The following is a 25,918-nucleotide window of genomic DNA, read 5'->3' as shown; positions in this document are numbered from 1 at the left end:
ACGCTCATTCCGCGCCGGACATCAGCTGATCAGGAAACGTCGATAGCGAGCAATCGTGCAGCCAGCCGGGCATTCTTGGCAATCGTTGCAAGCGCAGCATTCAGATCAGCCAAGGTCTTCTCGTCGAGCTCGTTAAACATCGTCGAATTCAACGCGAGCTTTCTCTTGGACAGCTTTTCGATGTCCGTTGTCGCCTTTGCAGTCAGCGACATCAGGACGAAGCGCGCGTCGTCTGCTCCCGGTCGCCGCGATAGAAAGCCGCTCTTTTCGAGCGCCTTGGTCTGGTTGGTCACAAAGGCCGGGTGGACCCGCAACTTGTTCGCAATGTCTATCCCGGCGACGCCTCGTCCCTCGTCCAGTTCGGTGATTGCCATCAAGATCAGCCACTGTGGCTCGGTAATGCCCAGCAGTCCGGCCCAGCTGGTGTGGATGTCATCCAGCTGAGAGTGGATTTCGACGACATTCCAGATGAAGTCCGTAATCGCCCTGTCGAGTTTTTTCTCGATCATGTGGCTCCCCCCCGTTTCGTTTGGATCAGTCTTTTAATGGGATATTTGGGAGTCGTCTCGGATATCGCGCAATGACGATAGTGGTAGAGGCCGCATGACGGAGACGGTCGGCTCGCTTGATGCTTGCAAAAGACAATTAATTAAATTAGGTCTTATCGCACTCAATCTTTGCTGCTCTTGACCTTGTCGATGGACAGCGATGTGAGACCTCCAAGAAAGCCCTCGGGATGCCCCCTGAGGGCTTTTTCGTTTTATATCTGAGGGTTATGTGACATTCCTGGCCGTCCTGTGGCCCCCAAGCAACATCTCTCCCTGAAGTTTCGATTCATTAAATCAATAAATTTAGACGATTGTTTTTATAAACTATATGTGAAGCCACGACGGAGGGGGGGCACCTCACTGTCGTTTCAGTCCGGACCTCGAGTGCGGATCTGAATTGAACGGAAATTGAGAGGGTTAAGCGGCCTCCTCCGGGGAGCCGAGCCCCTGAACCGACCTGGAGGTTTACTAATGAAGTTTACGAAGACACTCTTTCTCGGCTCGGCTGCCGGCCTGATGGCCGCCTCCGGGGCGTTCGCTGCCGATCTTCCCGTGAAGGCCAAAGCGGTCGAATACGTGAAGATCTGCTCGCTGTACGGCGCCGGTTTCTACTACATCCCGGGCACCGACACCTGCATCAAGCTGGGTGGTTACGTGCGCGCTGATGCGAACCTCAATACCAACTCGGACTTCAATCCGAACCAGGGCGGTACTGCCGGTGCTCGCAACCGCCTGATGAACTACTACACGTTCCGCGCACGTGAAGACCTCAACATCGACACCCGCACCGCGACCGAGTACGGCGTGGTCCGCACCTTCTTCGACGGCGTCTTCACCTGGACGACCGGCAACTATACCCCGACCGGTTCGGCAACGGGCGGAACCCAGTACAGCGGTACGCTCGGTCTCAATGCTGCGGGCACCGGCCTCGTCGGTTCGAATGGTAGCGGCAGCGTCAACGGCACCGACGGCAATACCTCGGGCGGTGCGCTCGGCGTGTACTACGCCTTCATCCAGTTCGCCGGCTTCACCATGGGTAAGGCCGTGTCGCAGTTCGACGCGCCCTGGACCAACTATCCCGGCAACATCACCGACAACCTCGTCGGCGGCAGCGGCACGGTCACTGGTGTCAACCAGTTCACCTACACCGCCGACTTCGGCCAGGGCGTGACGGCGTCGTTCTCAGCGGAAGACGCGACTGTCTACTATCAGGCCGGCAACCTCAACATGACCGGCGCGACCGCGGGTGGCATGATCGGCGGCTCCTACGGCACCAACGCTCTCGGAGGCTCGCGTTCGCCGAACCTCGTCGGTCAGGTGCGCGTCGACCAGGCTTGGGGCCTCTTCCAGGCGTCGGTGGCTGCGCATGACAACCACGTCGGTTACTACGGCGCGACCGAAGTCTCCGGCCACCCCGACGACAAGTGGGGTTGGGCGGTTCAGCTCGCTCTGTCGATCAAGAACATCCCGACCGGCGCGGGTGACACGATCAACATCCAGGGCGTCTACACCGACGGTGCGACCCGCTACAACTTCCAGAACCTGTCGGGCAGCTCCTACGCGCTGTACGGTAGCTCGAGCACTGCTGGTACCTACGGCAGCCTCGGCTTCGCTAATGCTCCTGACACGGTGTTCGTGACCGGCAGCTCGCAGGAAACCGTCAAAACCTGGGGCTTCCGTGGCGCCTACACCCACAACTGGGATGCGTCCTGGAACTCCGCGATCTACGGTGCCTACGCCCAGGCCCAGTTCGGCACGCTGGCCAAGACCACCCTCTGCGGCGCTGGCGGTGCTGGCGGCGTGTTCGGTGGCCTGGCGGGTGTGACCAGCTGTAACCCGGACTTCGCGATCGGCCAGCTCGGTGTCGTCACCCGCTGGACCCCGGTCAAGAACCTGACGTTCTCGGCTGACCTGTCCTGGACCCATCTCGACCAGAAGTACTCTGGTACGGTTGGCCTCTCCCCGGCGGTCACGACCGCCAAGCCCGCCGCAGTCTACGAGCTGAAGGATCAGGACTCGATTGCCATGATCCTCCGCGCTCAGCGCAACTGGTAATCTGTCGACAGGTCTGAACGAACACCCGGCGGGAAACCGCCGGGTGTTTTTTATTGCTCAAGGCGTGGCGGGGCCGGTCGTCGAGCACTCAATGCCGACGAGGCCGACATCGTCTCGGCTCGGCCGCTTACGCCTGTTGTCGAGCGTGACCGCCGACCGGCTCGACCACCGCATCATACGTCGGCACCGCCTTGCCGCCGCCGCGATAGACGACCGAGGCCGCGATGATGCCGAGGAAGGCCGCAAACATCAACCAGAAGCCGGGCGAGGCCTTGTCGCCGGTGTGCTCGATCAGCAGGGTCGAGGCGAACGGCGTGAAGGTGCCGAACAACGCAGCCGCGAGCGCGAAGGCGAGCGAGAAGCAGGTGGTGCGCACATGGGCCGGCACGATCTCGACCAGCGCGCCGAGCATGGTGCCGCTGTAGACGCCGAAATAGAACGAGAACATCATCTCGACCGCGAGCAGCTTGCCGAAGGTCGGCGCCGCCACCAGCCAGTGCAGCGCCGGATAGGCGGTGACGAGCGACAGGCAGGCGATGGTGATCAGCACCGGCTTGCGGCCGATGCGGTCTGACAATGCACCACCGACCGGATTCCAGAAGAAGTTGGTCACGGCCACCAGCAACGTCACCAGCAGCGCATCCTGCGTCGACAGCTTCAGCACGGTCTTGCCGAAGGTCGGCGTGTACACGGTGACGAAGTAGAACGTCGTCGTGGTCAGGACCGCGATCATCATGCCGAGGAGGACGATGCGCCAGTTGGCGAGTGCGGAGGCGAATACCTCGTTTGCCGTCGGGTGCTTCTTCATGGCGAGGAAGGCCGGCGTCTCCTCGAGCGTCCGCCGCAGGAAGAAGATCAGGGGAATGATCAGGCAGCCGACGAAGAACGGGATGCGCCAGCCCCAGGCGGCCACCGTGTCGGCCGGCATCACCTCGGAGAGGAGATAGCCGAGGATCGAGGCCACGAAGATCGCGACCTGCTGGCTCGAGGATTGGAATGAAGTGTAGAAGCCGCGATTGCCCGGCGTCGAAATCTCCGCCAAATAAACCGACACCCCGCCGAGCTCGACGCCGGCGGAAAAACCTTGCAGCAGGCGGCCTAGCAGCACGATGACCGGCGCGGCGATGCCGATGGTCGCATAGCTCGGGCAGAATGCGATCACCACGGTGCCGGCGGCCATGATGCCGAGCGTGACGATCAGGCCCTTGCGGCGGCCGATGCGGTCGATATAGGCGCCGAGCACGATCGCACCGACGGGGCGCATCAGCGCGCCGAGCCAGAACACGCCGAAGGTGTTGAGCAACGACGCGGCCTCGTTGCTGGACGGGAAGAACGCCTTGCCGATGGCGGCGGCATAGAAGCCGAACAGGAAGAAGTCGAACTGCTCGAGGAAATTGCCGCTCGTTGCGCGCAGGATCGCGCCAATGCGCGACTTGATCTCGGGCGGATTGGTTGATGCTGCTGGTCCAGCCATGGTGTTGCTCCCCTGAAGTCGCGGCCAGACCGGAACTGATTTTCACGGCAAGGCGACAGATTGTGGCTGCGACAATATGTCTTACCCCTCTCGCGCGAGGCGCGGCGAGTCAATCGATTTCATCGCGGAAGCCGATGATTTTTCAGGCTTTATTCTGCGTTGCGGCGATCATCCAATCGCGGAACGCGGTGAGCTTCGGCGCCTCGCGGCGGCCCTCCGGCGCGACCAGGTAGAAGCCGGCATCGGCCGGCAGCGCGATCTTGAAGGGGACCACGAGCCGGCCCTTGGCGATGTCGTCCTGGACGTAGGAGGTTCGCCCCATCGCCACGCCGATGCCGTCGATCGCGGCCTGGATGGTCATGAAGATCATGTCGAAGGTGATGCCGGGCTGCCTGGCGATATCGCCTGGCAGGCCCGCCGCCGTCAGCCACAGCCGCCAGTCGTCGCTGTTGGCGTTGGAGGTGTGCAGCAGCGGATAGCCCTTCAGATCCTCCGGACAGCGCAGCGGCTTGCCGCCGCGCAAGAGAGACGGGCTGCACACAGGAAACAGCTCGTCCGCCATCAGCCAGTCGGCGCGCAAACCGGGCCACTGGCCGCGCCCGTAGCGGATCGCGGCGTCGACATTGTCGCGCTGGAAATCGACGAGGCTGGTCGAGGTGGTGATGCGGACGTCGATGCCGGGATGGTGCTCCTGGAAATCGGTCAGCCGCGGCAGCAGCCATTTTGCGGCAAGCGAGGCCAGCGTCGAGACCGTCAGCACCTTGTCGTCGTCCTTGCGCAGCAGCCGGTCGGTGGCGAGGCGAAGGTCGTTGAAGGCGGCACGGACGCCCGGCAAATAGTCGCGCGCCTCCGCCGTCAGCGCCAGCGCGCGGTTCTGCCGGACGAACAGCCGGATTCCGAGCTCCTCCTCGAGCCTGCGGATCTGATGGCTGATCGCGGTCTGGGTCACGTTCAGCTCGGACGCCGCCAGCGTGAAGCTGAGATGGCGCGCGGCAGCCTCAAAGGCCCGCAATCCGTTCAGGGAGGGCAATCTGGCAGTCATCTGGCAACAGGATACATGACGTTATTTCATGCGAAAGGGTACAAATTGTCGTTTGTCGCAGCGCACCAGGAAGCAGATATTACGGGTCAACTTAGCTCCAGGAGCTGAAAATGTCTACTTTGACCCAGAATTCGATGACAAATCATCATGCGCCCGGTCTGGTCCAGCAGATCGGTGAGACCCTTCACGTCTGGCACGAGCGCTATCGGACCCGGCGGGAGCTCACCAACTGGTCCGCGCGTGACCTTCAGGACGTCGGGCTGTCCTGGAGCGATGTGGCCTATGAGGCCGATAAACCCTTCTGGCGGGCCTGATCAGGCCGCCAGGCCGGCGCCGCCTGATCACAGGGGCGCCGGCGGTCCCTTGTCCCGGCCTCTTTCCCTTTGGGCTCGCGTCATGCGCACTCTCCGCCTGGAAGATCTGAAGCAATATTCGGACACGCTGCGTATCCGGAACGGCGAGCCGCTTAATGTTCGCTTCGTCGAGCCGCGCGACACCGAGGAGCTCCAGCACTATTTTCGCTCGCTCTCGACGCGGTCCCGCTACAACCGCTTCTTCGGCGCGATCAGCGAGCTGCCGCAGGGCCTGCTCCACGACTTCCTTCAGGTCGGCGAACGCGAACGTTTTACCGTGGTCGCGACCATGATGGTCGACGGCTTCGAGACCATCGTCGCCGAAGCGCGCTACGCGCTGCATGCCGACACCGCGACGCTTGAATTCGGTCTGTCGGTCGACGACCGCTGGCAGGGCCACGGCATCGCCACCGCGCTCATGAAGAACCTCGAGTGCCGCGCGGCTGCACTCGGCGCCGAGCACATGTTCGGCGATACGCTGCGCTCCAACGAGGCCATGATCTCGCTCGCACGCAAATCCGGCTTTGCCTTCGTCAATCATCCTGATGACTGGAAGCTGGTGCGCTTCGACAAGGAGATCTCGGTCGCACCGAAAGACATTCCCTGCGCGAGCTGGCGTCTCGTCGCCCTTTCCCGTCAGGCCGACAGCCCCTCAGCCTCGGCCTGACACAACTGCAAGCCCGGCCCTGGTCAAACAGAGCCGGGCTTTTTTTGCCTTCACACAACATCGCCGACTGATCCCGGCCTCTTCCTCTACTACCCAAGCCGCGGCCAATTGCCGGCTGCGCTGCGCAGGTTCGCGGATTTTGCGAGATGTGAAACCGGCCCGACCATGTCACGGAGATGACACGACGCGATGGCGAGACAATTCCCGGTTGAGGCAACTGATTGTCAAACGCGCGGTCGCCCTCTAGCTTGTGGAAGCGGCCAATCCGACCGCCTTGTGCGTCCTGGCCAGACTGAAGAAGCCACTTATCTATGCGTGCTATTGTTCTCGCATTCTCTTTCCTTGGTGCTCTGGTGTTTCCTGAGAAAGTAGAAGCGCTGGATTGTCCACTCCCGCCGAATATCTGGTCCCACCCCGTTGACGGTGATGAAATCTCCCGTGAGCAGCAGCTGCGCGATGCAGAGGATCGTCTGAATCTCTATCGGCTGGAGCACGCGCCGATCATATTCCGCGGGCGCGTCGCGTCCACGCGCTATCTCTCCGACATTCGCAAGACGAGTATCCCGATCAGTCTCCTCGTCTTCGACCACGTTGAAATCCTGAAGGGGGATTATTTACGACGTCAAAGGATCGCAAAGCCTTCGTCATCAGTGAAAAATGGTGCGAATACAGTTGCATCGGTAAACCATCAATGGTGGCGTGGCCTCCCGGAAAAATTGTCGTCATGGCGGCGTACCCGAACGATTTCGCCGATCCATCGAAGGCGGTGGAGTTCAACAGCAGGCGTGTCGTCTATCGGGGGCGAATCGACGCGGTATTGGGAATGTGCGCCGGTGGCCCACTCAGCGATCGGGCAGTTGAGATATTGAATAACCCTGGCGAAATGGCTCGCTTGAAGCGTGAATTTGCGCCACGCCGCGACGATTGATGCTGTTGCCCTTGCGGGCAAATAGAGCCGGTCATCTTTTGCGCTCACTCCCCCGTCATCCTGAGAGGTGCGAGCCACACGACGCAACGCGTCGCGTGGAGAGCCTCGAAGGATGAACGGCCCCGCTGATTCCCTGGCATTCGGCTCCCGGCAGCCACAGCCGGGCCGTCGCCCTTCGAGCCGCTGAAGAAGCGGCCACCTCAGGGTGACGGTCAACCATTTTCCGAAGCCCTACTTCCCCGTGAACACGGCCTTGCGCTTTTCGATAAACGCCTGCACGGCCTCCTTGTGATCGGCGGTCGTGGTCAGGCGGATCAGCCGTTCGGCCTCGTGGTCGCGCGCGGTCTCGAAATCGAACAGCACGGCTTCGTCGAGATTGTCCTTCATGTAGCGCAGCGCGAGGCGCGGGCCTTCGGCGAGGGATTTTGCCAGGGCGAAGGCTTCGGCCTGCAATTTGTCGTCGGGCACGACGCGGTTGACGAGGCCGATGGCTTCGCATCTCGCCGCGTCGACCCTGTCGCCGGTGAACAGCAACTCGCGCGCCCGCGCGGTGCCGACGAGCCGGGTGAGCAGCCATGCGATGCCGTAATCGCCGCTCAGCGCGATGCGGGCGTAGCCGGTGGCGACGAAGGCCGATTGGGCGGCGATGCGGATGTCGCAGGCCATGGCGATGGCGAGCCCTGCGCCGACCGCGGGACCGGGGAGCGCCGCGATCGTCGGCTTGCGCACCGACACCAGCGCGCCGGTGAGCAACCGCTGTCGCTCCTGGAGATCGGCGACACGATCTTCCAGCGACATCTCCAGCTTCTTCGGGTCGCGATGCGCGCCCATGCCCTTGACGTTGCCGCCGGCTCAGAACGCTTCACCCGCACCGGAGATCAGCAGCGCGCCGACATCGGGATTCTCGCCGCAGGTGCGGATCATCGTGCGCAGCGCCGGGGTCAGCGTGTCCGACAGCGAGTTGCGCGCCTCGGGCCGGTTCAGTGTGATCAGGGCGACGCGATCACGGATGACGCAGAGGAGTTCATTGGTGCCGGTGTCGATGGTGGTTTCCGTGGTCATCGTTCCTCCCTCTGTTCGTGATTGCGAGCGAAGCGAAGCAATCCAGGCTGTCCGTGCGGATATAGCCTGGATTGCTTCGTCGCTTCGCTCCTCGCAATGACGGCTGTTGTTATTTATCGCCTCAAAACTTCTCCACCCACGGCCGCAGCTCCAGTTCCCAGCTCCAGGCGCTGCGCGGCTGCTGCAACACGTTCCAGTAGCTCTCCGCGATGGCATCGGGATCGAGCATCGAATCCGGCTTGTCCGGTGCTTCCGTGCGCGCCGCACTGCGGATGCCGCCGTCGATGACGAAATGCGCGACATGGATGCCTTGCGGTGACAATTCACGCGCCATGCTCTGTGCGAGGCCGCGCAGCGCGAACTTGCCCATCGCGAAGGGCGCGGACTGCGCGTAGCCCTTGACGCTGGCCGAAGCGCCGGTGAACAGGATCGCGCCGTGCTTGTTCGGCAGCATGCGCCTGGCCGCCTGCTGCGCCACCAGGAAGCCGCCATAGCCGCTGACCGCAATCGCGTTCGCGACGTCGGCCGGAACGAGATCGACGAACGGCCCTCGCGCGCGGCCGCTGGCGTTGTAGACGACAACGTCAGGCGTGCCGATCTCGCGTTCGACGAGGCCGAACAGGCGCTCGACGTCATCAGGCTCGGTGGCGTTGCAGGCATAGGCCTTGGCGCCGGTCTCGCTGCAGAGCGCGCCAAGCTTCTCAATTTTTCGCGCGGCCAGTGCGACACGGATGCCCTGGGCGGACAATAGCCGCGCCAGTGAGGCGCTCAGGCCTTCGCCGGCGCCGACGATGAGGGCGATCTTGTATTTCGGGTGTTCCATGGCGTGATCTCTCGGAGACAGGAAGCCGCTGATCTATGCATCGTCCGCGTCGACAACCAGCCGGAGCGATGACAATTCGGCAGAGCGAATTGCTCCCTCACGGCGATCATGCCTCCCTGACAATTTGCGGCTTTATCCGCTTTCGCGACTGGAGCATGATCGACATCATCCCAAGCGGCAAGCGCCAAATCAGCGCAAAATGACCGCAGGGCGCGGAAACGAAGAGGACGATCATGCGACGGCCAGCCACAACGCAGCAGAAACATGTCGCGGCCGCACCGTCCGGCCTGCTGGCACCCGATACATCAGGCATGAATTTCTACCGCGCCGATCAGGCGCTCACCGATCTCCTGCGCATTCATCTGCCGGAGACGCTATTCCGCCACATCGAGCCGCATCTCGATCGCCTGGGTGAATTGGCCGGCGGCCGTCTCGACGACTGCGCGCGGCTCGCCGACCGGCATACGCCGATGCTGCACCAGCGCGACAAGTTCGGCCGCGACGTGCAGTGGATCGAATACCATCCGGCCTATCGCGAGCTGGAGAACGCGGCCTTCGGCGAGTTCGGCATCCACGCGCTCTCGATCCGCAAGGGCATCATGGGCTGGCCGGACAAATATCCCGTCGTCGCCAAGCACGCCTTCACCTTCCTGTTCAACCAGACCGAATTCGGTATGGGCTGCCCGATCAACGTCACCGACGGTTGCGCAAAACTGCTGGCGAATTTCGGCAGCGAGGCGCTGAAGGCGAAATATCTCGACGGCCTGACCCAGACCGACATGAGCAAGCTGACGCAAGGCGGCCAGTTCATGACCGAGAAGGAAGGCGGCTCCGACGTCGGCACGCTGACCACGACGGCCGTACAGGAGGGCGACCATTGGCGCCTCACCGGCGAAAAATGGTTCTGCTCGAACGCCGATGCAAAAGTCGTGATGCTGCTGGCGCGCCCCGAAGGCGCCGGCCCCGGCACACGCGGCCTCGGCCTGTTCCTGATGCCGCGCTTCCTCGACGACGGTTCGCAGAACCACTACCGGATCGTGCGGCTGAAGGACAAGCTCGGCACGCGCTCGATGGCCTCGGGTGAGATCAAGCTCGAAGGCGCGATCGCCTACGCGGTCGGCAAGCTCGACCGCGGTTTTGTGCAGATGGCCGAGATGGTGAACTCATCGCGGCTTTCAAATGGCGTCAAATCCACCGCGCTGATGCGGCGGGCCTATCACGATGCGATGACGGTGGCGAAGAACCGCGTCGTGTTCGGCAACCGCATCATCGACCTGCCACTGGGCCGGCGCCAGATGCTGAAGATCATGCTGCCGGTCGAGCAGGCACTGTCGATGAGCTTTCTCACCGCGGACGCACTCGACCGTGCCGAGGCCGGCAGCCAGGATGCGGCTGCGCTGCTGCGCATCCTGACGCCGACCTTGAAATTCCGCGCCACGCGTGATGCGCGAAAAGTCTGCGGCGATGCGCTCGAGATGCGCGGCGGCATCGGCTATATCGAGGAATTCGCGACCGCCCGCCTGCTGCGCGACGCGCATCTCGGTTCGATCTGGGAAGGCACCGGCAACATCGTCGCGATCGATGCGCTCAAGCGCGCCGTCGGCCGCCACGGCGCCGAATCCGCGCTCGCAGCCGATCTGCACGCCCGCCTCGATGACAGTCCCTCGGTGCCGCAGGCCTGGCGCGACCGGCTGCGCGATCTCACCGATCGCGCGGTCGGCTTCGCACGCGAGGTCGCGGGAAAGGCCGACAACGAGGCCGATGCGCGGCGCGCCACCAGCCTGCTCTATCATGTCGCCAGTGCTGTCGCGCTCGCCTGGGAGGCGCATCGTATTCACGACATGCGCGGCGATGCGCGAAGGCTGCTGCTGTCGCGCCTCGTGATCGATCACCGCGTATCACCAAGTGACCCGTTCCGGCTGACGGAAAATGCCGTGCAGCAGAAGATCGCCGCGCTGCTGCTCGGTGATCGCGCTGGCAGCATGAGCGAGGTTGGCGAACTGGTTCTGGCAGCGTAGGCTGCACCCGCGTTCAAGGCAAAAAAAAGCGATAGGGAGTGCTCGATGAAGGCCGCCGTCCTCCATGAAGTCAACAAGCCCCTGGTCATCGAGGATGTCAGCCTGCCGAAGCCGGGCCCGCGCGAGGTCCTGATCCGTACGTCGGTCGCAGGCCTCTGCCACTCCGATTTGCACTTCATGGAAGGGCTTTATCCGCATCCGCTGCCCGCGGTGCTCGGGCACGAGTCCGCCGGTGTCGTCGAGCAGGTCGGCTCCGACGTGACTTATGTGAAGCCCGGCGATCATGTCGTCACCTGCCTTTCGGTGTTCTGCGGCACCTGCGACAATTGCACCACCGGCCGCACGGTGCTCTGCACCGACACCACGGTAAAATTGCTGCCGGGCGCCTCCAATCGAATGCAATGGGCCCGCTCCGAGAAGCTGCATCAGTTCCTCAACCTCTCGTCCTTCGCCGAGCAGATGCTGGTGCACGAGAACGCGATCGTCAAAATCCGCAAGGAGATGCCGCTCGATCTTGCGGCGCTGATCGGCTGCGGCGTCATCACCGGCTACGGCGCGGTCGTGAACACGGCGAAGGTGACGGCCGGCGAGACCGTGGCCGTGATCGGCTGCGGCGGTGTCGGCATGGCTGCGATCAACGGCGCGCAGATCGCAGGCGCCGGCCGCATCATTGCCATCGACACCAATCCGGCCAAGCTCCAGCTCGCGACCAAGCTGGGCGCCACCGACATCATCAACCCGGCGGACGGCGACATCGTGAAGCAGGTGCGCGATCTCACCAATGGCGGCGTGCATCATTCCTTCGAGGTGCTCGGCCGCAAGGAGACCGCCGAGCAGGCTTTCGGCATGCTCGCTTCGGGCGGCACGGCCACCATAGTCGGCATGATTCCGTTCGGCCAGAAGATCGAGCTGCACGGCTTCGACTTCCTGCGCGAGCGCAGGATCCAGGGCTCGTCGATGGGTTCGAACCATTTTCGCGTCGACATGCCGCGGCTGGTGGATTTCTACCTGCGGGGACGGCTGCATCTGGAGAACTGGATCTCGGCCAAGCTGAAGCTCTCCGAGATCAACGAGGGTTTTGCCAATATGAAAGCCGGCAAGACGCTGCGCAGCGTGATCATGTTTGACAGCTAAAGCGCGATGAGATTGGGCATGACCGCGGAGGATGGAGCGGCACTACCCTCCCAAATGTCGCGTAAAGATCCGCACCACATGGCCCTTGACCCGCGGCGCCTCGTCGTAGAGGTCTGACGCGAGCCGCTCGATGGTCTCGCGCAGCGACATGAACTGCGCCTGCCGCGCGCTGCTTTCGGTGCCCTGCATACCCGCAAGCCCGTCCATCGCGGCGTCGCTGATCTGGCACTGCACGATTTCGTCGTCGTTCAGCATGGTGAAGCGAAAGGCCAGCCGTTCGCGGTCATGGCCAATGATCCTGTCGCGCATCAGCGGCATCAGATTGTCCCGTTCGCCCCCGGGCGGACAATGCTGAAAATCCAGCGCGTTGTCACCATGCGTGGGGTGCGTTAGCCGAAGGCGTAGCCCACTTCCTTGTCCCGAGCAGTCGTCGAAAATGGCGGGTTACGCTTCGCCAACCCCGCCCTACGTTCTCAATAAACGAGAGCCGTGCCAGTAGGTTTGTCCAGCGCAATCGCCAGAGACTTGTACTCTTCGCAATCGCGGCCGCAGATCGCGGCGATACGACCTAGGTGATACATCGCCTGCTCGCGGTTGCCCTGCTCGAGCTGCCAGAGCCCATAATACTGCCAGGTCAGCACGTGATTCGGATCGGCCTTCAGCGCGCGCTCGTACCAGATCTGCGACTGCTTGTAGTCGCCGAGCTTGCGATAGGAGTAGCCGATGAGGTTGGCGACGTTCGGATGATCGTCATGGTCCAGCGCTTTCAACTGCTCGATCGCAGCGGCGTAGTCGTTGCGCTCGTAGATCGTGTCATATGCCACACGGTAGCCGGCCGCGAATGCGGGATCATCGATGCGCGACTGGTTGTTTGGCTTCTTGCCTTTCTGGGTTGCCTTTGGGTTGGAACGTTTCGGGTAGGCTGGCTGCGCTTTCTGGTCCGAATAAGCGCCCGCATAGGGATCGGTGGAACTGGCGCTACCGCCACCACCACCGCCGCCTCCTGCGGCCAACATAGGCGAAGCGAACAACGCCGCCGCGAGCATTCCCGGCACGACAAATTTGATCATCGCTGTGATCATTGCTGCCTCCTGTTTCTGCCAACGCAACCCCAGACGACGTGATAACCCTGCTCCGACGGCGATATTCCGGAATGCTTGCGTTCTCACAGAGACGTCAGTGTCGTGCTTGCGACAGTCGTGCTGCCAGATCCTGCCGGCAAGTGGGAGGACGCGCTACTGGAACGCAACTTCGGCGAAACTGCGGAGCTTTCGCGAATGCAGCCGCTCCGATTCCTGCTGCTTGAGCCGTTCCAGCGCCTTCAGGCCGATCTCGAGATGCTGGCCGACGCGGCGGCGGTAGAATTCGCTGGCCATGCCCGCGAGCTTGATCTCGCCGTGCAGCGGCTTGTCGGAGACGCACAGCAGCGTGCCGTAGGGGACGCGAAAACGGTAGCCGTTGGCCGCAATCGCGGCCGATTCCATGTCGAGTGCAACCGCGCGCGATTGAGACATACGGCGAATAACCTCGGGCCCGCTGATCTCCCAATTGCGGTTGTCGACGCTCGCGACGGTGCCGGTACGCATCAGGCGCTTGAGCTCAAAGCCCTCGAGGCCCGTGACGTCCTCGACCGCCTGCTCGAGCGCGACCTGCATCTCCGCCAGCGCCGGGATCGGCACCCACAGCGGCAACTCGCGGTCAAGCACATGGTCCTCACGCACGTAACCATGCGCAAGGACGTAGTCGCCGAGCCGCTGTGTGTTGCGCAGGCCCGCGCAATGGCCGAGCATCAGCCAGGCATGGGGCCGCAGCACGGCAACGTGGTCGGTGACGTTGCGCGCGTTGGACGGGCCGGTGCCGATGTTGATCAGAGTGATGCCGCGATAGCCGGGCGCGACCAGGTGAAAGCCCGGCATCTGCGGCGTGCGCGCGGGCGCAACGCCCGTCGTTGCGCCGCCGCTGTGCGTGATCACATTGCCGGGAGCGACGAAAGCTTCGAGGCCGGCCTCGCCAGCCTGAAGGCGCTGCTGGCAGAGCTGCGCGAAGGCGTCGACATAGAACTGGTAGTTGGTGAAGATCACGAAATTCTGGAAATATTCGGGGTCCGTGCCCGTGTAGTGGTAGAGCCGGCGCAGCGAGTAGTCGACGCGGGCCGCCCGAAACAGGGACAGCGGCTCGGGCGCGCCGGGCTGAAGCTCGAAGGTGCCGTCGGCGATGGCATCGTCCATGGTGGACAAATCAGGCACGTCGAACGCATCGCGCAGCGATCGCGTGACGGCGGAGTTCTCGCCGGTGGTGATGGCAGCTTCGATGTTGATATCGCGGCGATAGGCGAAGTGAACGGGGATCGGTTCGCTGGACTCGCCGATTTCGACCGGGACGCCGTGGTTCTGGATCAACAATCCGATCTGCTCGGTGAGATAGGTTCGGAACAGATCCGGACGGGTGACGCTGGTCTCGTGCACACCGGGCCGGGCGACGAAACCGTAGGCGAGACGCGAATCCAGCCGCGCATACGTCGCGGTGGTGACACGGACGAAGGGATAGAAGGCCCGCACCCGCGTCGTGACCGCCTCGCCGTTGACGTAAGCCTCGAACCGGTCGCGCAGGAACTTTGTGTTGCGCTCGTAGATTTCTTCGAGGCGGGCGACCGCGAGGCCAGCGTCGGAGAAGGATTCGGTGGCGATGGAGGGTGGGGATTGGATGGATTGCATTGTTCGACGCCGGGTTGCTGGGGCTGAATCGAACTATAGCAAGAACGGAGGCAATCGTCAGCGAAGGGCGCTTGCGCGACGCCCGCACCGCGTCATGCCCCGACCGGGGCATCCAGTACGCCGCAGCGTTCCGGTTTATCACAGCCGTCTCTGGAATACTGGATCGCCAGGCCAAGCCGGGCGAGGTCAGCGAGCCCGCTCCGAGATGACGCGCTTTCGCGCGTCACTTCTCCCGGAACGCCCGCATGAACTGGTCGTGCAGCGGTTTCATCAGATAGGACAGCATAGTGCGGTCGCCGGTCTGGACGAAGGCTTCCGCCGGCATGCCGGGGATGAGCTTGGAATCGCCGAGCTTGGCGACCTCTTCTGCGGACAGCGAGACGCGGATCGTGTAGTAGCTCTGGCCGGTGCGCTGGTCGGTGGTGACGTCGGGTGACACGCGGCTGACGACGCCGTTGAGCTCGGGCGTGGTGCGCTGGTTGAAGGCGGAGAGGCGCAGCAGCGTCTTCTGGCCGATCTGAAGCTTGTCGATATCGACCGGATTGACCTTGGCCTCGACCTGGAGATCGTCGGCCTGCGGCACGATCAGCATCAGGGCGTCGCCGGCGGTGACGACGCCACCGACGGTATGCACGGTCGATTGCAGTACCATGCCGTCCTGCGGCGCGCGGATGTCGACGCGGCGAAGTTGATCCTCGGCGGCGACCTTGCGCTCGATCATTTCGCCGATCTTGTCGTTGGTCTCGCGCAGATCCTTGGAGACCTCGCTGACCATGTCCTTGTCGACCTGGATGATCTGGAGCTCGGTCTCGGTGATCTTGCCCTTGGCCTGCGCCCGCGAGGCGATGTACTGCGCGCGCTCGCCGTTGAGGCGGGCGGAATCGCGCTCGAGCGTGGTCAAGCGGGATATCTGCACCAGGTGCTTGTCGTAGAGATCGCGGACACCGACCAGCTCCTGCTGCACCAGCGAGATTTCCCTGTCCTTGGCTCGCTCCTGCGCTGAGAGTCCCTCGATCTCCTCGTTGAGCTGCTGGATGCGCTCGCGCAGCTGCGCCTTCTGGCCGGCGCGACCGTAGACGCGGACGTCGAACAGCTTGGTTTCGGCGGAGAGCAGCGCCTTGACGTCGGGATCATTGCCGCGATCAAGCTGCGATTGCGGGAAGTCGATCTTGTCGATACCGCGCTGCTCGGCCTGGAGCCGTGCTGCGCGTGCCTGTGCCGCGTCGAGATTCTTGGTGACGATGGCGAGGTTGGCCTTGGTGACGGTGTCGTCGAGCCGCACTACGACGTCGCCGGCCTTGACCACATCACCATCGTGGGCGCGCAGCTCGCCGACGACGCCGCCGGTCGGATGCTGCACCTTCTTGACGTTGGATTCGACCACGATCTGACCCGGCGCGATTAGTGCGCCCGAGATTTGCACGGTCGACGCCCAGCCGCCGAGACCGACCAGGAGGACCAGCACGATCCCAAGCCCGAGCATCAGATGAAACCGGATCGATTCCCGCACGGTCCGCTTTGCGGCAGGCTTCCCGCCGCCGATCGCCATCGTGCTCATGCCTTGGCTCCGCCTTCGCTGACGATCTTGATCGGTGTCGGCGGCGTCACGCGCGGCGGCTGGAGCACCTGGGCGAGCACCTGTTCCTTCGGCCCGAAGGCCTGCATGCGGCCATCGCGCAGCACCAGGATCTGGTCGACCGCTTCGACGCCGATCGGGCGGTGCGCCACCACGATGACGATGGCACCGCGCTCGCGCGCCGCACGGATGGCGCGGGTCAGCGCCTCGTCGCCTTCGGTGTCGAGATTGGAATTGGGCTCGTCGAGCACGATCAGGAACGGGTTGCCGTAGAGCGCGCGCGCCAGCGCCACGCGCTGCGCCTGGCCTGCGGAGAGCGCGGTGCCCTGCTCGCCGACCTGGGTGTTGTAGCCCTCGCGCATCTTGATGATCATCTCGTGCACGCCAGCCTCTTTCGCCGCGGCGATGATGCCGTCGGACGTCGCTTCGGGATCGAAGCGGCTGATGTTCTGCGCGATGGTGCCGCCGAACAATTCGACGTCCTGCGGCAGATAGCCGATGTGGCGGCCGAGCATGTCCGACGACCATTGGTCGAGCGCCGCGCCGTCAAGCCGCACCTTGCCGCGGACCGGCTGCCAGACGCCGACCAGCGCGCGGATCAGCGACGACTTGCCGGAACCGCTCGGTCCGATCACGCCGAGGCCGTTGCCGGCTTCGAGTGCAAAGGTGACGTCCTGCACGATGAGGCGCTGGTCGCCCGGCGGCACCATGGCGATGCCTTCGACCGAGAGGCGGCTGGCGGGCGCCTGCAACTGGGTCGGCATCGTCTGCGCCGGCATCTGCTCCAAAAGGCGGGTCAGGCGGTGCCAGCTCTGGCGCGCCGCGACAAAGGATTTCCAGTGCGCGATCGCAAGATCGACCGGCGCAAGCGCACGTGCCGAGAGGATCGAGCCGGCGATGATGATGCCGGCGGTCGCCTCCTGATGGATGACGAGGTAGGCGCCGACCGCGAGCACGGCCGATTGCAGCATCATGCGCAGCACTTTTGCGACCGCGCCGAGACCTCCGGCGACGTCGCTCGCACGCTGGTTGCCGTCGAGGTATTTTTCGTTGGCCTCGCTCCAGCGCGCGTTCATCCGGCCGGCCATGCCCATCGACACCATCACCTCGGCGTTGCGACGGCTGGCCTGGGCGAGATCGTTGCGCTGGGCGGCGAGGCCCATCGCCTCGCGCGCCGGCTGGCGGGACATGAATTCGGTGACCAGCGTCAACCCGACCAGGATGACGGCGCCGATCAGCGCGGTGACGCCGATCATGACGTGGAAGGCGAAGCAGATGGCGAGATAGAGCGGCAGCCAGGGCAGGTCGAAGAATGCACTCGGTCCCATGCCGCCGAGGAAGGAGCGGACATTGTCGAGATCGCGCAGCGGCTGAAGCCCCTCGTTGCGGCTGCCAACCAGCAGCGGCAGGCGCACGATGGTGTCGAACACGCGCTTGTTCAGGGCTTCGTCCAGCGCGGTGCCGACTCGTCCCAGGATCCGATTGCGGATCATGTCGAGCACGCCCTGCGCCATGTAGAGGCCGCTGGCGAGGACGATCAGGCCGACCAAGGTCGGAATACTGCGGCTCGGCAGCACCCGGTCGTAGACCTCCAGCATGAAGATCGACCCGGTCAGATACAGCAGGTTGATCATACAGCTCATCAAGCCGACGCCGACAAACGCCGTGCGACAAGCGCGCAGCGCGTCACCGAGCTCTGAGCGGCGGACGCCGGGAACGGCTGCCATCAGTCTGATCTCTTTCGGGTGGGGGCCAAAGCCGCTGATTTCAAAGGCAAATTCAGGAGTAATTGACCCGGATTAACATCGCGTTTGCGTTTTTCGCCCAACGCAGTCGAATAATCCGGGACCCCTATGGCCCACATCACCCCCGACCGGCCTCGCACGCAAGTCCGGAATCTCACAGTCTTGCGGCTTTTTCTTGCAGACATGTCACCTCTCCCCGGGCGGGGAGAGGTCAAAAGTTGGATCAACTGAACTCAGCGCCGTTAGAACCGGCCGCCGCCGCGTACCAGCCGCACCACCAGCAACAGGATGACCGCGCCGATCGCGGAATAGACGATCTCGGATATCAGCCCGGTGCCGATGTGAATGCCGAGCTTCGGAAACAGGAAGCTTGCGACCAGCGCACCGGCGATACCGACCACGATGTCCCCGATGATGCCGAACCCGGTTCCGCGCACCACCTTACCGGCCAGCCAGCCGGCCACCAGGCCGACGAACAGGATGACAAGCAGGCCTTCATTGGAAATGTACATAAGTGAGGTCCCTCTCCGTGAACGGTTCCATGGAAGCGGAACCGGGATGAATGAGGTGTGAATGCCCTCTTCTCCACACCCCCGGCAAAAAAGGCGAAAACGACCCCATGCACACAGTAGAACGGCCGTGGCCGAAATGGTCCCGCTGAATCGCGATAACCCCGAGCTGGCACGAAGGATTTTCGTCGTGAGGAGCGACCGCTCCCTCACGTCGGCGTGAGCGGCGGCGCTACCCGGCTATGCGAAGTGCCGTCACCGCGATACAGGCGTTGCCGAACGGAACGAGCACCACTTGCGCGCCGTTCGGCAGTGCGATCGTCGCGAGATCACCGAGCGCGCCATTCTGCCCGTTGAGCTTGGCGAGCTCGGCGGCAACGGTCGGGCAGCTCTCCATCCGGGGCGTCACCCGCACCAGATTGCCTTCGCAGGTCGATCCGACCGGTGCAGCAAACACGACACCGGCGGCCTGCTGATTGGCGTTGCCCTGGGCGGGCTGGTTCGGCGCTAGCGCGACCAGCGACTGCGCCGAATGGGCGTTGCCGGCCTTGGCGTCCCACTGCGACTGCGCGGTGTAGTTGGAGTTCGCCGCCAGACCGCGGCCGAGCGTTCCAAACAGATTGGCGCACGTCACGATATTGCCCTGCCGCGCATGATCGTCGAACACGGTCGGTTGCTGCCCCGCCTGCTGCGGCGGAGCGGATGCCGCGGCAGAAGGCGGTGTCTGCACCTCCTGTGGACGCGGCTTGTGCGGTTGCGATTTCGCGGCGGCGGGCTTCTTGGCCGGCTCCGGAGCCCCCGGCTGCAACGGCATCGGCGGCGCCTGGGCAGGCTGGATCTGCTGGGCATATCCCACGACGCCGGCTGCACTGAGCGCCGCCACGACGACCGCCGCGAAAATCAGGATGGGGGTCTTCAGTCGCATCGGCATCATCTTCCTCTTGCCCTGCACCTCGATACGGCGCTCCGAGTTCTGGCTCCGCATGCTTCGCTCCCGGTCACTTCAGTTTCGCCAGCACGCCGGACAGTCCGTCGAGCGGCGCCTCCACCACGATCGGCCCTCCTTGCGGGGACTGGTAGGACACGCGGCACGGCGTCGCCGCGCGGATGTGCCGCCTGAGCACATTGCCGATCGCAATCGTGGCGAAGCAAAAGTTGGCGTCGCAGCGATCGGTCTGGGCGACAATGCGGTCCGGACTATCGCCCATCGCGAGCTCGATCTGCGCACGGACGCCGCCGACTGCGGGAATCCGCAACGCCATCAGCGGCTTGCCGTCGGCGGTCGCGATCAGCGACCAGTTGAAGGCGACCGCACCCTGCGCATTGACGATCGACTGCGTGACGTTGCAGACCCGCCGCTTCGTTTTGAGACTCTCGTCGCAAATCAAGGTCCAGTTCCTGAACGGCTGGATCATCCGCCTGAACTCGCCGAGCGTCTCGCCCTCCGGCACCACGACGTCCGACGGCTTCACGGCGTAAGCAGGCGGCGGCGCGCTCTGCGCGGCAGCGCTTGCCGCCTCCCCGAGCCAGATCGCCAAGGCCAGACACGCGAGCCGCCTCGTCGACCCCAGCGTCAATTGAGCGTCACGCTCACGCCGGCGCTGACGCCCCAGTCGCCACCGGCGGTGGTCGCCGCCGCGTTGCTGCGCAGCCGTCCGTTCTCGCTGGTGTATCCAATGCCGAAGGCCAGCGCGCCCTGACTGCGCCAGATGCCGCCGCCCGCCGATGCGCTCACCTTGCCGGGCCGGTCGTCATAGCGCAGCGATGCGGCGGCCATGCCGATCGCGGCCGCACGCCAGGCGTCCTGCCGCACCTCGCCGATCCGGCCGTTGAGCTGCTCGAAGGCGCTGTTGAGCTGGTTGAGGTTGACCGCATCGGTGCCGGCGACGCCCGCCGCCACATTGCTGATCGTCACCGGCGCGCCGTTGCCGCTGTTCAGCGTCAGCTTGTTGGTGGTGTTGCCGGAGCCGTCGGTGTCATAGCGGATCGAGCTCGACGCCACCGCCTGGAGCTGGCTGACATTGACCGCGTCGGTCGCGGCAGAGCCTGCGGCAACATTGGTGACGCGGCGTTCGGCCCCGGACGAGCCAACCGACACTTCGCCGGTCGCCACGCCCGCAACGCTCTTGCCGACAACGGGCGTATAGGCCGCATCGCTCAGATTGGCCGTGGTGGTCGCGTTCGCACCGAGCGCCAGCGAGTTGGCCTGCGTCGCCTTGGCGCCGGCGCCGATCGCGACCGAATTGTCGGCCGACGCGGCGGAGCCGTTGCCCATCGAGATCGCATTTGCGCCGCTCGCGACCGACTGCGGTCCGATCGCGACGCTCTCCGCGCCCGTCGCAATGGAATCCGCCGCCGTCGAATTGGCGTGGAAATATTTGACGCCGCCTCCGCCGCTGCTGATGTTGCTGACGGTGGTGTAGAGGTTGTCCAGCGCGACGTTGGTGGCCCAGAGCTGCGAGCCGTTGATCGCGTCGGTCGAGGTCGAAGTGATCTGTCCCGCCGCAACGTTGGTGACGGTGCGCTCCGAACCGGCGCTGCCGACGCTGACCGTCGAGGTCGGTGTCGTGCCGGCGAAATTGTAGGTGGTGCCACCGATCGTGGTGCTGGTGGTCCTGACCACCGTCGAGGTCGTCGAATTGGCGCCGAGCGCGACGTCGCCGGCCTGCGCCGTCGCCTTGGCGTTCGGACCGAGCGCAACGCTGGTCGGGTTGGACGTCTGGGATCCCGCGCCGATCGACACCGACTGGACGCCGTTGGCCTGCGCATTGGTTCCGAACGCAATCGAATCGGCGAAACTGGAGAGCGAATTCTGGCCGATTGCAATGCCGCCGGGCGCGGTCTGCTGCACGGTCGCGCCGAAGCCCATGCCGATTCCGTTGTCGCCATTGACGACCGTCCCCGGTCCCACCGCGATGGAATTGTTTCCGACCGCCAATGAATCCGCCAGCGTCGAGTTGGCGTGGAAGTACATCGAGGTCGTGGTCGCGAACGATTGCAGCGCGGCGGTCAGCTGCCGCACGGTGACGGCGTCGCTGCTCTGGGTGCCGTCGGCCACGTTCGTGATCTGCCGATAGCTCGTCGCATTGCCGACCGAAACCGCGCCGAGCAGCGCAAGATCGGTGGTGTTGTAGGGGATGATGGTGCCGCCGATCGTGCCGGAAGCCGGTGCGAGCGCGCGGCTGGATATCGACCCCGAGCCGATCGCCACGCCATCGGCAACCGTGGCCTGGGTGTTGAAGCCAAGCGCAGTCGCTCCTGCAGCCGTCGCCGACGCCGCAACGCCGGCCGCCATCGAATTGGTTCCGGTCGCGCCGTTGTTGTTGTAGTTGGCCTGTTGGGTGCCGCCGTCGTTGACGCCATAATAGTGCGTCAGGCCGTTGCTGACGACGGTCGAGAGGCTGTCGATTGCGGAGGTAGCGGCCCACAGCTGCGAGCCATTGATCGCATCCGTCGAGCTGTTGCTGATCCGGCCCGCCGCGACGTTGGTGATGGTGCGCTCGTTGCCGAGCGTGCCAACGCTGACCGTTGAGGTCGGGGTCGTGCCGGCGAAGGCGTAGTTGGTGCCGCCGACGACGATGCCTGGCGTGCCGACCGCCGTGGTGGTCTGGCTGCCCGAGCCAAGCGCGATATCATTGGCGTTCGCGGCGGTCGCGCCGTTGCCGATCGAGACCGAGCCGCTGCCGGTCGCGGTCGACACCGGTCCGATGGCAACCGCGTTGGTCCCCACCGCGGACGAATCCGCCAGCGTCGAATTGGCATGGAAGTACTTGATGCCGCCGCCGGTGCTGATGTTGTTGACGGTGGTCGCAAGGCCGTCGACGGCCTGGTTGGTGGCTCAGAGCTGCGAGCCGTTGATCGCATCGGTCGAAGAGTTGCTGATCCGGCCCGCCGCGACATTGGTGATGGTGCGCTCGGCGCCGAGCGCACCGACGCTGACTGTCGAGACCGGCGTGGTGCCGGCGAAGCTGTAGGTGGTGCCGTTGATCACGGTGTTCGGCGTGCCGACCGCCACAGCGGTGACGCTGCCGGAGCCGAGCGCGACATCGCCGGATTTTGCCGCCGCCGTTGCGCCGTCACCCAGCGCGACATTGCCCGCAAGACCGGCCGCGCCCGCCGTGGAGCCGTTGCCCAGCGCCACGGAGCCCTGACCGATCGCCTTGTTGTTGTTGCCGATCGCGACGGCGCCGGCGGCCTGATTGGCGGCGGTGGCGGTCGCGGTGCCGTCACTATTGGCGATGTTGTTTGCACCGCCGGTGAAGGCGCCGGTGCCGCTGGCGTAACTCGGATCGCCGATCGTCACGGCGCCGTTGCCATAGGCGACGTTGTTCGCGCCGATGGAGACCGCCTGGCCGCCGGTCGCCACCGCATTGGTGCCCAGGGCGACCGCGTTGGCGGAACTGGCCGCGGCATTGTTGCCGATGGCGATAGCGCTGGCCGCCGACGCATTGGCCTGAAATCCCGCGGCAAAGGCATTGACGGCGCTGGCGACGGCGCTAACGCCCGTGGCGATCGAATTAGCACCACTCGACGCCGCGTTGTTACCGATCGCGACGCCGCCTGTCGCCGCATTGTTGACGATTGCGCCCGATCCGATTGCGACCGAGCCCCCGGAGCTCAGCGCCTGCGCCTGATTACCCAGGGCAACGCCGAAATTTCCTGACGCCGTTGCGAGATTGCCGGCCGCCAGTGAGCTGGTACCCGACGCGACCGACTGGACGCCAACCGCGGCGGCGTTGCCGCCGCTCGCGTTGGCAAGGTATCCAAGGGATGCGCTGCCGACCGCGGAGGCTTTCGCCCCGTTACCGATGGCGGTGGCTTGATTTGCTGACGCTGCGGCGGACGTACCTAACGCACTGGCTCCCGTCCCCGTTGCGGATGCGCTCGAACCGACGCTGGTCGACCACGCGCCCGTCGCGGTGGCGGTTGTGCCGAGCGCAACAGCCTCGAACGTGAAGCCGCTCGGCGCGGTCCCGCTGGCGTTGGCATTCACGCCGATGGCGATCGGAGAACCGCCACCGGTTCCGGCGTTTGCTTTGGAGCCGACCCCTATGGCCGTGCCCGAACCGTTCGAAGATGAGGCGGTGGAGGACAATCCAATCGCGATCGAGGCACCACCGGAAGCATTGGCCGACGAACCCAAAGCAAGGGAACTTGCCCCACTTGCCGTGGTGTTGACACCGAAGGCGCTCGATCCGTCCGCAGTGGCGTGCGCGTTTCCGCCGACCGCGAGGGCATTGACGCCGGTCGCGTTTGCAAAGACACCCATACCGATCGCATTGAGGCCGTTCACAGAATTGGAATAGCCCACGATGATCGAACCATCGCCGGTTGCGCTGTTCGCATCGCCGATCGCCAGGGAGTTCTGACCATTCGCATTGGTGCCAGTGCCAATGGCGGTTGCACTGGCGCCGGCTGCGTGAGCGCCGCAACCAAGAGCAGTGCTGCCTGCGGTTGCTGCAGTGGGGTTGGTGCAGTTGGCCGGGTTGCTCAAAACTCCATTGCCGATGGCAACCTGGGCAAGCGCCGCCCGGGGAGCCATGACCGCCATCACGACAAGCATCGCGCCAACCGTTGCTCCCGCGGCCAGCATCCCAAGCCCCGGCCTGTCGCGCTTCACCCCGAGCGCCCGACGCAGCACCGACAGCAGCCGGCGCCGCAGCGAAGTGCTGCCCGCGTCGCCCGACGCGAGCCAACTCCGGACGAAACCGGTGCGCCCTTGAAGCTTCAGCGATTCGGTCGAGTCGTGTGCGACAGCCATGGTGTGTACCCTTCGTGACAGCTTGTCCAACGCGAGGGTCGCTGCGCCGAAGACCGCACCGAAGCGCGGATCTGTCGGACAGACATCATGGACGCCTGGAAATGATCGCGCATCGCGCGATCACCGTCCGGTCCTGGCCGATGGCATATCAAGCTAAACGAGCGCATCGTGCCACCCAGCGCTCGCCCGGCTGCCATCAAGTTGCCCCCGAGTCGTCATGGTGGAAAAGGATAGACACAATTGAGTCAGCGTCACTCGGCAGCCCGTCCAAATAGCTGGCAGATCGTCTCACAATTTGAACGATCGGCACGGAACCCGCGCGATCTCCTCGCAATTCAACCCGCCGTTGATGCGCCACGCGCCCGTTCGCGCGCCACGCGCGGGCTGACGCCGAATTCACGGCGGAAGGCGCGCGTGAAATCAGACGCCTGCTTGAAGCCATGGCGATAGGCGATCTCCTGCACCCGTTTGTCCGCGCTTGCGAACAGTTCCGCATGCGCGGCACGCAGACGCCTGCGCATGATATAGCCGGCCACGCCGCCGACGCTTTCGAAGGCACGGTAGAGATTCGAGCGCGAGACCCGCAATTGTTCCGCCACGCGATTCGGCGTGAGGTCAAACTCGCCCAGATGCGCCTCTATATACTCGCGGGCGCGCACGAACAGGATCGATTCGATGGCGCCTCGCCCCTGCTCCAGCCTGGTGCCGGACAGCTCGATACATGCGGCGATCATGCTCGCCGTCGCACGCCCGGCCTGCCTCAGCTCGTCCGATGACAACTGGATGACGCGCATTTCGAGCCGATCCAGATAATCGGCCAGCAGCTCGATCAGATTGCCGGTCAGGATGGTGTTGCAAACGCTGTCGAGCTGCTCCGCCACGCGCTCGAATGCGTCCCGCCGCAACCCAATCACCAGACCCTCATAATCCGAGATGCGGCCGCGAAAGTCGTCGTCGAGCGAAATCATGAACATCGCCCCAGGCCCGGCATGGATCTGCCGCTCGCCGGTCTCGAACCAGGCTTCTCCCGAGCGCACACGGAACAACCACCAGATATCGACCGGGGATGGCGCGGAAATGCGCGCGAAGGTTTGAGCAGCAAACCGTCCGGACGTAAACACGACGTCAGCCATGTTGCAGGTCAGGTATTCGACTTCGAATCCCCGTGCGGAATCGTGGCCATCCGGTGGCGCGACATCGAGCAACGAGGCCATGCGCGTTTTCCAGACGTCAAACTGTTCCGGCGCTGGATAGGGCCGGGTCGAGAACAGCCGCGGCGGCGCCGGCGCTATATCCCTCGCGTCCCGGGGCTCGCGTGGCAGGGGAACTTGTTCCAGGAGCTTTGCCGCGCTCGCGGGCCGGTTGTCATCTTGTTGCATGTACTTTCGCCCCGGCGGCACGACGTACGTCGGCCTAACGGAAGCGCATTCCCAAGGTTTTGTCGCGCGCGTCTGACAGACCGGCGAACTTCAGCGAGACAAAGAAGCGGCATCCATGTGGCCATCACCT

The 25,918-nt window shown here is 64.2% G+C and carries 22 protein-coding genes and 1 pseudogene; 5 read left to right on the top strand and 18 right to left on the bottom strand.

Features of this window, described 5'->3' with window-relative positions:
* Positions 1-29: 29 nt before the first annotated feature.
* Positions 30-509 carry a MarR family winged helix-turn-helix transcriptional regulator gene (locus QCM77_RS22880; protein ID WP_279661475.1) on the bottom strand — a complete coding sequence of 160 codons (480 nt, stop codon included), beginning with the start codon at positions 507-509 and terminating at the stop codon, positions 30-32.
* Positions 510-1,019: 510 nt separating this feature from the next.
* Here QCM77_RS22880 and QCM77_RS22875 point away from each other — a divergent pair.
* Complete coding sequence (locus tag QCM77_RS22875; RefSeq protein WP_279684985.1) at positions 1,020-2,603, top strand: porin; 1,584 nt, start codon at positions 1,020-1,022, stop codon at positions 2,601-2,603.
* A 127-nt stretch (positions 2,604-2,730) separates the two neighbouring features.
* Here QCM77_RS22875 and QCM77_RS22870 read toward each other — a convergent pair whose 3' ends face one another.
* Together QCM77_RS22870 and QCM77_RS22865 are read right to left on the bottom strand one after the other, a co-directional pair.
* Entirely contained in the window at positions 2,731-4,077 is a 1,347-nt protein-coding gene (locus tag QCM77_RS22870) for an MFS transporter (protein WP_279684983.1), read from the bottom strand.
* Between the two features lie 142 nt (positions 4,078-4,219).
* Complete coding sequence (locus QCM77_RS22865) at positions 4,220-5,119, bottom strand: transcriptional regulator GcvA (RefSeq protein ID WP_279684981.1); 900 nt, start codon at positions 5,117-5,119, stop codon at positions 4,220-4,222.
* A gap of 110 nt (positions 5,120-5,229) precedes the next feature.
* Here QCM77_RS22865 and QCM77_RS22860 point away from each other — a divergent pair, with 110 nt between their 5' ends.
* Together QCM77_RS22860 and QCM77_RS22855 are read left to right on the top strand one after the other, a co-directional pair.
* Positions 5,230-5,433 (top strand): DUF1127 domain-containing protein, encoded by a 204-nt coding sequence (locus QCM77_RS22860; protein ID WP_279661471.1) that lies wholly within the window; start codon positions 5,230-5,232, stop codon positions 5,431-5,433.
* A gap of 82 nt (positions 5,434-5,515) precedes the next feature.
* Positions 5,516-6,139, top strand: a complete 624-nt coding sequence (locus QCM77_RS22855) for a GNAT family N-acetyltransferase (protein ID WP_279661470.1) — start codon at positions 5,516-5,518, stop codon at positions 6,137-6,139.
* A gap of 305 nt (positions 6,140-6,444) precedes the next feature.
* On the opposite strand, the gene QCM77_RS22850 is transcribed toward QCM77_RS22855, so the two are convergent.
* The 4 genes and pseudogenes from QCM77_RS22850 to QCM77_RS22835 form a co-directional block, all read right to left on the bottom strand.
* Complete coding sequence (locus QCM77_RS22850; protein WP_279684979.1) at positions 6,445-6,729, bottom strand: hypothetical protein; 285 nt, start codon at positions 6,727-6,729, stop codon at positions 6,445-6,447.
* A 98-nt stretch (positions 6,730-6,827) separates the two neighbouring features.
* Positions 6,828-7,115, bottom strand: coding sequence for a hypothetical protein (locus QCM77_RS22845; protein ID WP_279684977.1), 288 nt, complete (start codon positions 7,113-7,115; stop codon positions 6,828-6,830).
* 183 nt (positions 7,116-7,298) lie between these two features.
* A pseudogene (locus tag QCM77_RS22840) lies at positions 7,299-8,129 on the bottom strand (enoyl-CoA hydratase).
* Between the two features lie 121 nt (positions 8,130-8,250).
* Positions 8,251-8,952: an SDR family NAD(P)-dependent oxidoreductase gene (locus tag QCM77_RS22835; RefSeq protein ID WP_279684975.1), complete on the bottom strand. Its 702-nt coding sequence runs from the start codon at positions 8,950-8,952 to the stop codon at positions 8,251-8,253.
* A 233-nt stretch (positions 8,953-9,185) separates the two neighbouring features.
* Here QCM77_RS22835 and QCM77_RS22830 point away from each other — a divergent pair, with 233 nt between their 5' ends.
* Together QCM77_RS22830 and QCM77_RS22825 are read left to right on the top strand one after the other, a co-directional pair.
* A complete protein-coding gene (locus QCM77_RS22830; protein ID WP_279684974.1) occupies positions 9,186-10,970 on the top strand; it encodes an acyl-CoA dehydrogenase family protein in 1,785 nt (594 codons plus the stop codon).
* Positions 10,971-11,015: 45 nt separating this feature from the next.
* The gene (locus QCM77_RS22825) at positions 11,016-12,104 is read left to right on the top strand and encodes a Zn-dependent alcohol dehydrogenase (protein ID WP_279684973.1); all 1,089 of its coding nucleotides are present in this window, start codon (positions 11,016-11,018) and stop codon (positions 12,102-12,104) included.
* A gap of 42 nt (positions 12,105-12,146) precedes the next feature.
* Here the strand turns inward: QCM77_RS22825 and QCM77_RS22820 are convergent, their stop codons facing one another.
* The 11 genes from QCM77_RS22820 to QCM77_RS22770 all read right to left on the bottom strand — a co-directional run bounded on the left by QCM77_RS22820 (position 12,147) and on the right by QCM77_RS22770 (position 25,623).
* The gene (locus QCM77_RS22820; protein ID WP_279661464.1) at positions 12,147-12,422 is read right to left on the bottom strand and encodes a DUF1488 family protein; all 276 of its coding nucleotides are present in this window, start codon (positions 12,420-12,422) and stop codon (positions 12,147-12,149) included.
* A gap of 155 nt (positions 12,423-12,577) precedes the next feature.
* Positions 12,578-13,186 (bottom strand): tetratricopeptide repeat protein, encoded by a 609-nt coding sequence (locus QCM77_RS22815; RefSeq protein ID WP_279684971.1) that lies wholly within the window; start codon positions 13,184-13,186, stop codon positions 12,578-12,580.
* 153 nt (positions 13,187-13,339) lie between these two features.
* Positions 13,340-14,818, bottom strand: coding sequence for an AMP nucleosidase (locus tag QCM77_RS22810; protein WP_279661462.1), 1,479 nt, complete (start codon positions 14,816-14,818; stop codon positions 13,340-13,342).
* Between the two features lie 223 nt (positions 14,819-15,041).
* Positions 15,042-16,376: an HlyD family type I secretion periplasmic adaptor subunit gene (locus QCM77_RS22805; protein ID WP_279661461.1), complete on the bottom strand. Its 1,335-nt coding sequence runs from the start codon at positions 16,374-16,376 to the stop codon at positions 15,042-15,044.
* On the bottom strand, positions 16,373-18,121 hold the full coding sequence (locus QCM77_RS22800; RefSeq protein ID WP_279684969.1) for a type I secretion system permease/ATPase: 1,749 nt from the start codon (positions 18,119-18,121) through the stop codon (positions 16,373-16,375). Before QCM77_RS22800 ends, QCM77_RS22805 begins: the two co-directional genes overlap by 4 nt.
* A 260-nt stretch (positions 18,122-18,381) precedes the next feature.
* Positions 18,382-18,651 carry a GlsB/YeaQ/YmgE family stress response membrane protein gene (locus tag QCM77_RS22795; protein ID WP_148738875.1) on the bottom strand — a complete coding sequence of 90 codons (270 nt, stop codon included), beginning with the start codon at positions 18,649-18,651 and terminating at the stop codon, positions 18,382-18,384.
* Between the two features lie 229 nt (positions 18,652-18,880).
* Positions 18,881-19,633, bottom strand: coding sequence for a hypothetical protein (locus QCM77_RS22790; RefSeq protein ID WP_279684968.1), 753 nt, complete (start codon positions 19,631-19,633; stop codon positions 18,881-18,883).
* A 13-nt stretch (positions 19,634-19,646) separates the two neighbouring features.
* The gene (locus QCM77_RS22785) at positions 19,647-20,186 is read right to left on the bottom strand and encodes an invasion associated locus B family protein (RefSeq protein WP_279684967.1); all 540 of its coding nucleotides are present in this window, start codon (positions 20,184-20,186) and stop codon (positions 19,647-19,649) included.
* 35 nt (positions 20,187-20,221) lie between these two features.
* The gene (locus QCM77_RS22780; protein WP_279684966.1) at positions 20,222-22,378 is read right to left on the bottom strand and encodes a YadA-like family protein; all 2,157 of its coding nucleotides are present in this window, start codon (positions 22,376-22,378) and stop codon (positions 20,222-20,224) included.
* Positions 22,379-22,486: 108 nt separating this feature from the next.
* Positions 22,487-24,409, bottom strand: a complete 1,923-nt coding sequence (locus QCM77_RS22775) for a YadA family autotransporter adhesin (RefSeq protein WP_279684965.1) — start codon at positions 24,407-24,409, stop codon at positions 22,487-22,489.
* Between the two features lie 335 nt (positions 24,410-24,744).
* Positions 24,745-25,623: a helix-turn-helix domain-containing protein gene (locus QCM77_RS22770; protein WP_279661805.1), complete on the bottom strand. Its 879-nt coding sequence runs from the start codon at positions 25,621-25,623 to the stop codon at positions 24,745-24,747.
* Positions 25,624-25,918: the final 295 nt, after the last annotated feature.

The organism is Bradyrhizobium nivariense, from assembly GCF_029846695.2.
Classification (GTDB): domain Bacteria; phylum Pseudomonadota; class Alphaproteobacteria; order Rhizobiales; family Xanthobacteraceae; genus Bradyrhizobium.
Note: the sequence above shows the minus strand (reverse complement) of the source record. Positions and strands in the feature narration are given on the sequence as shown.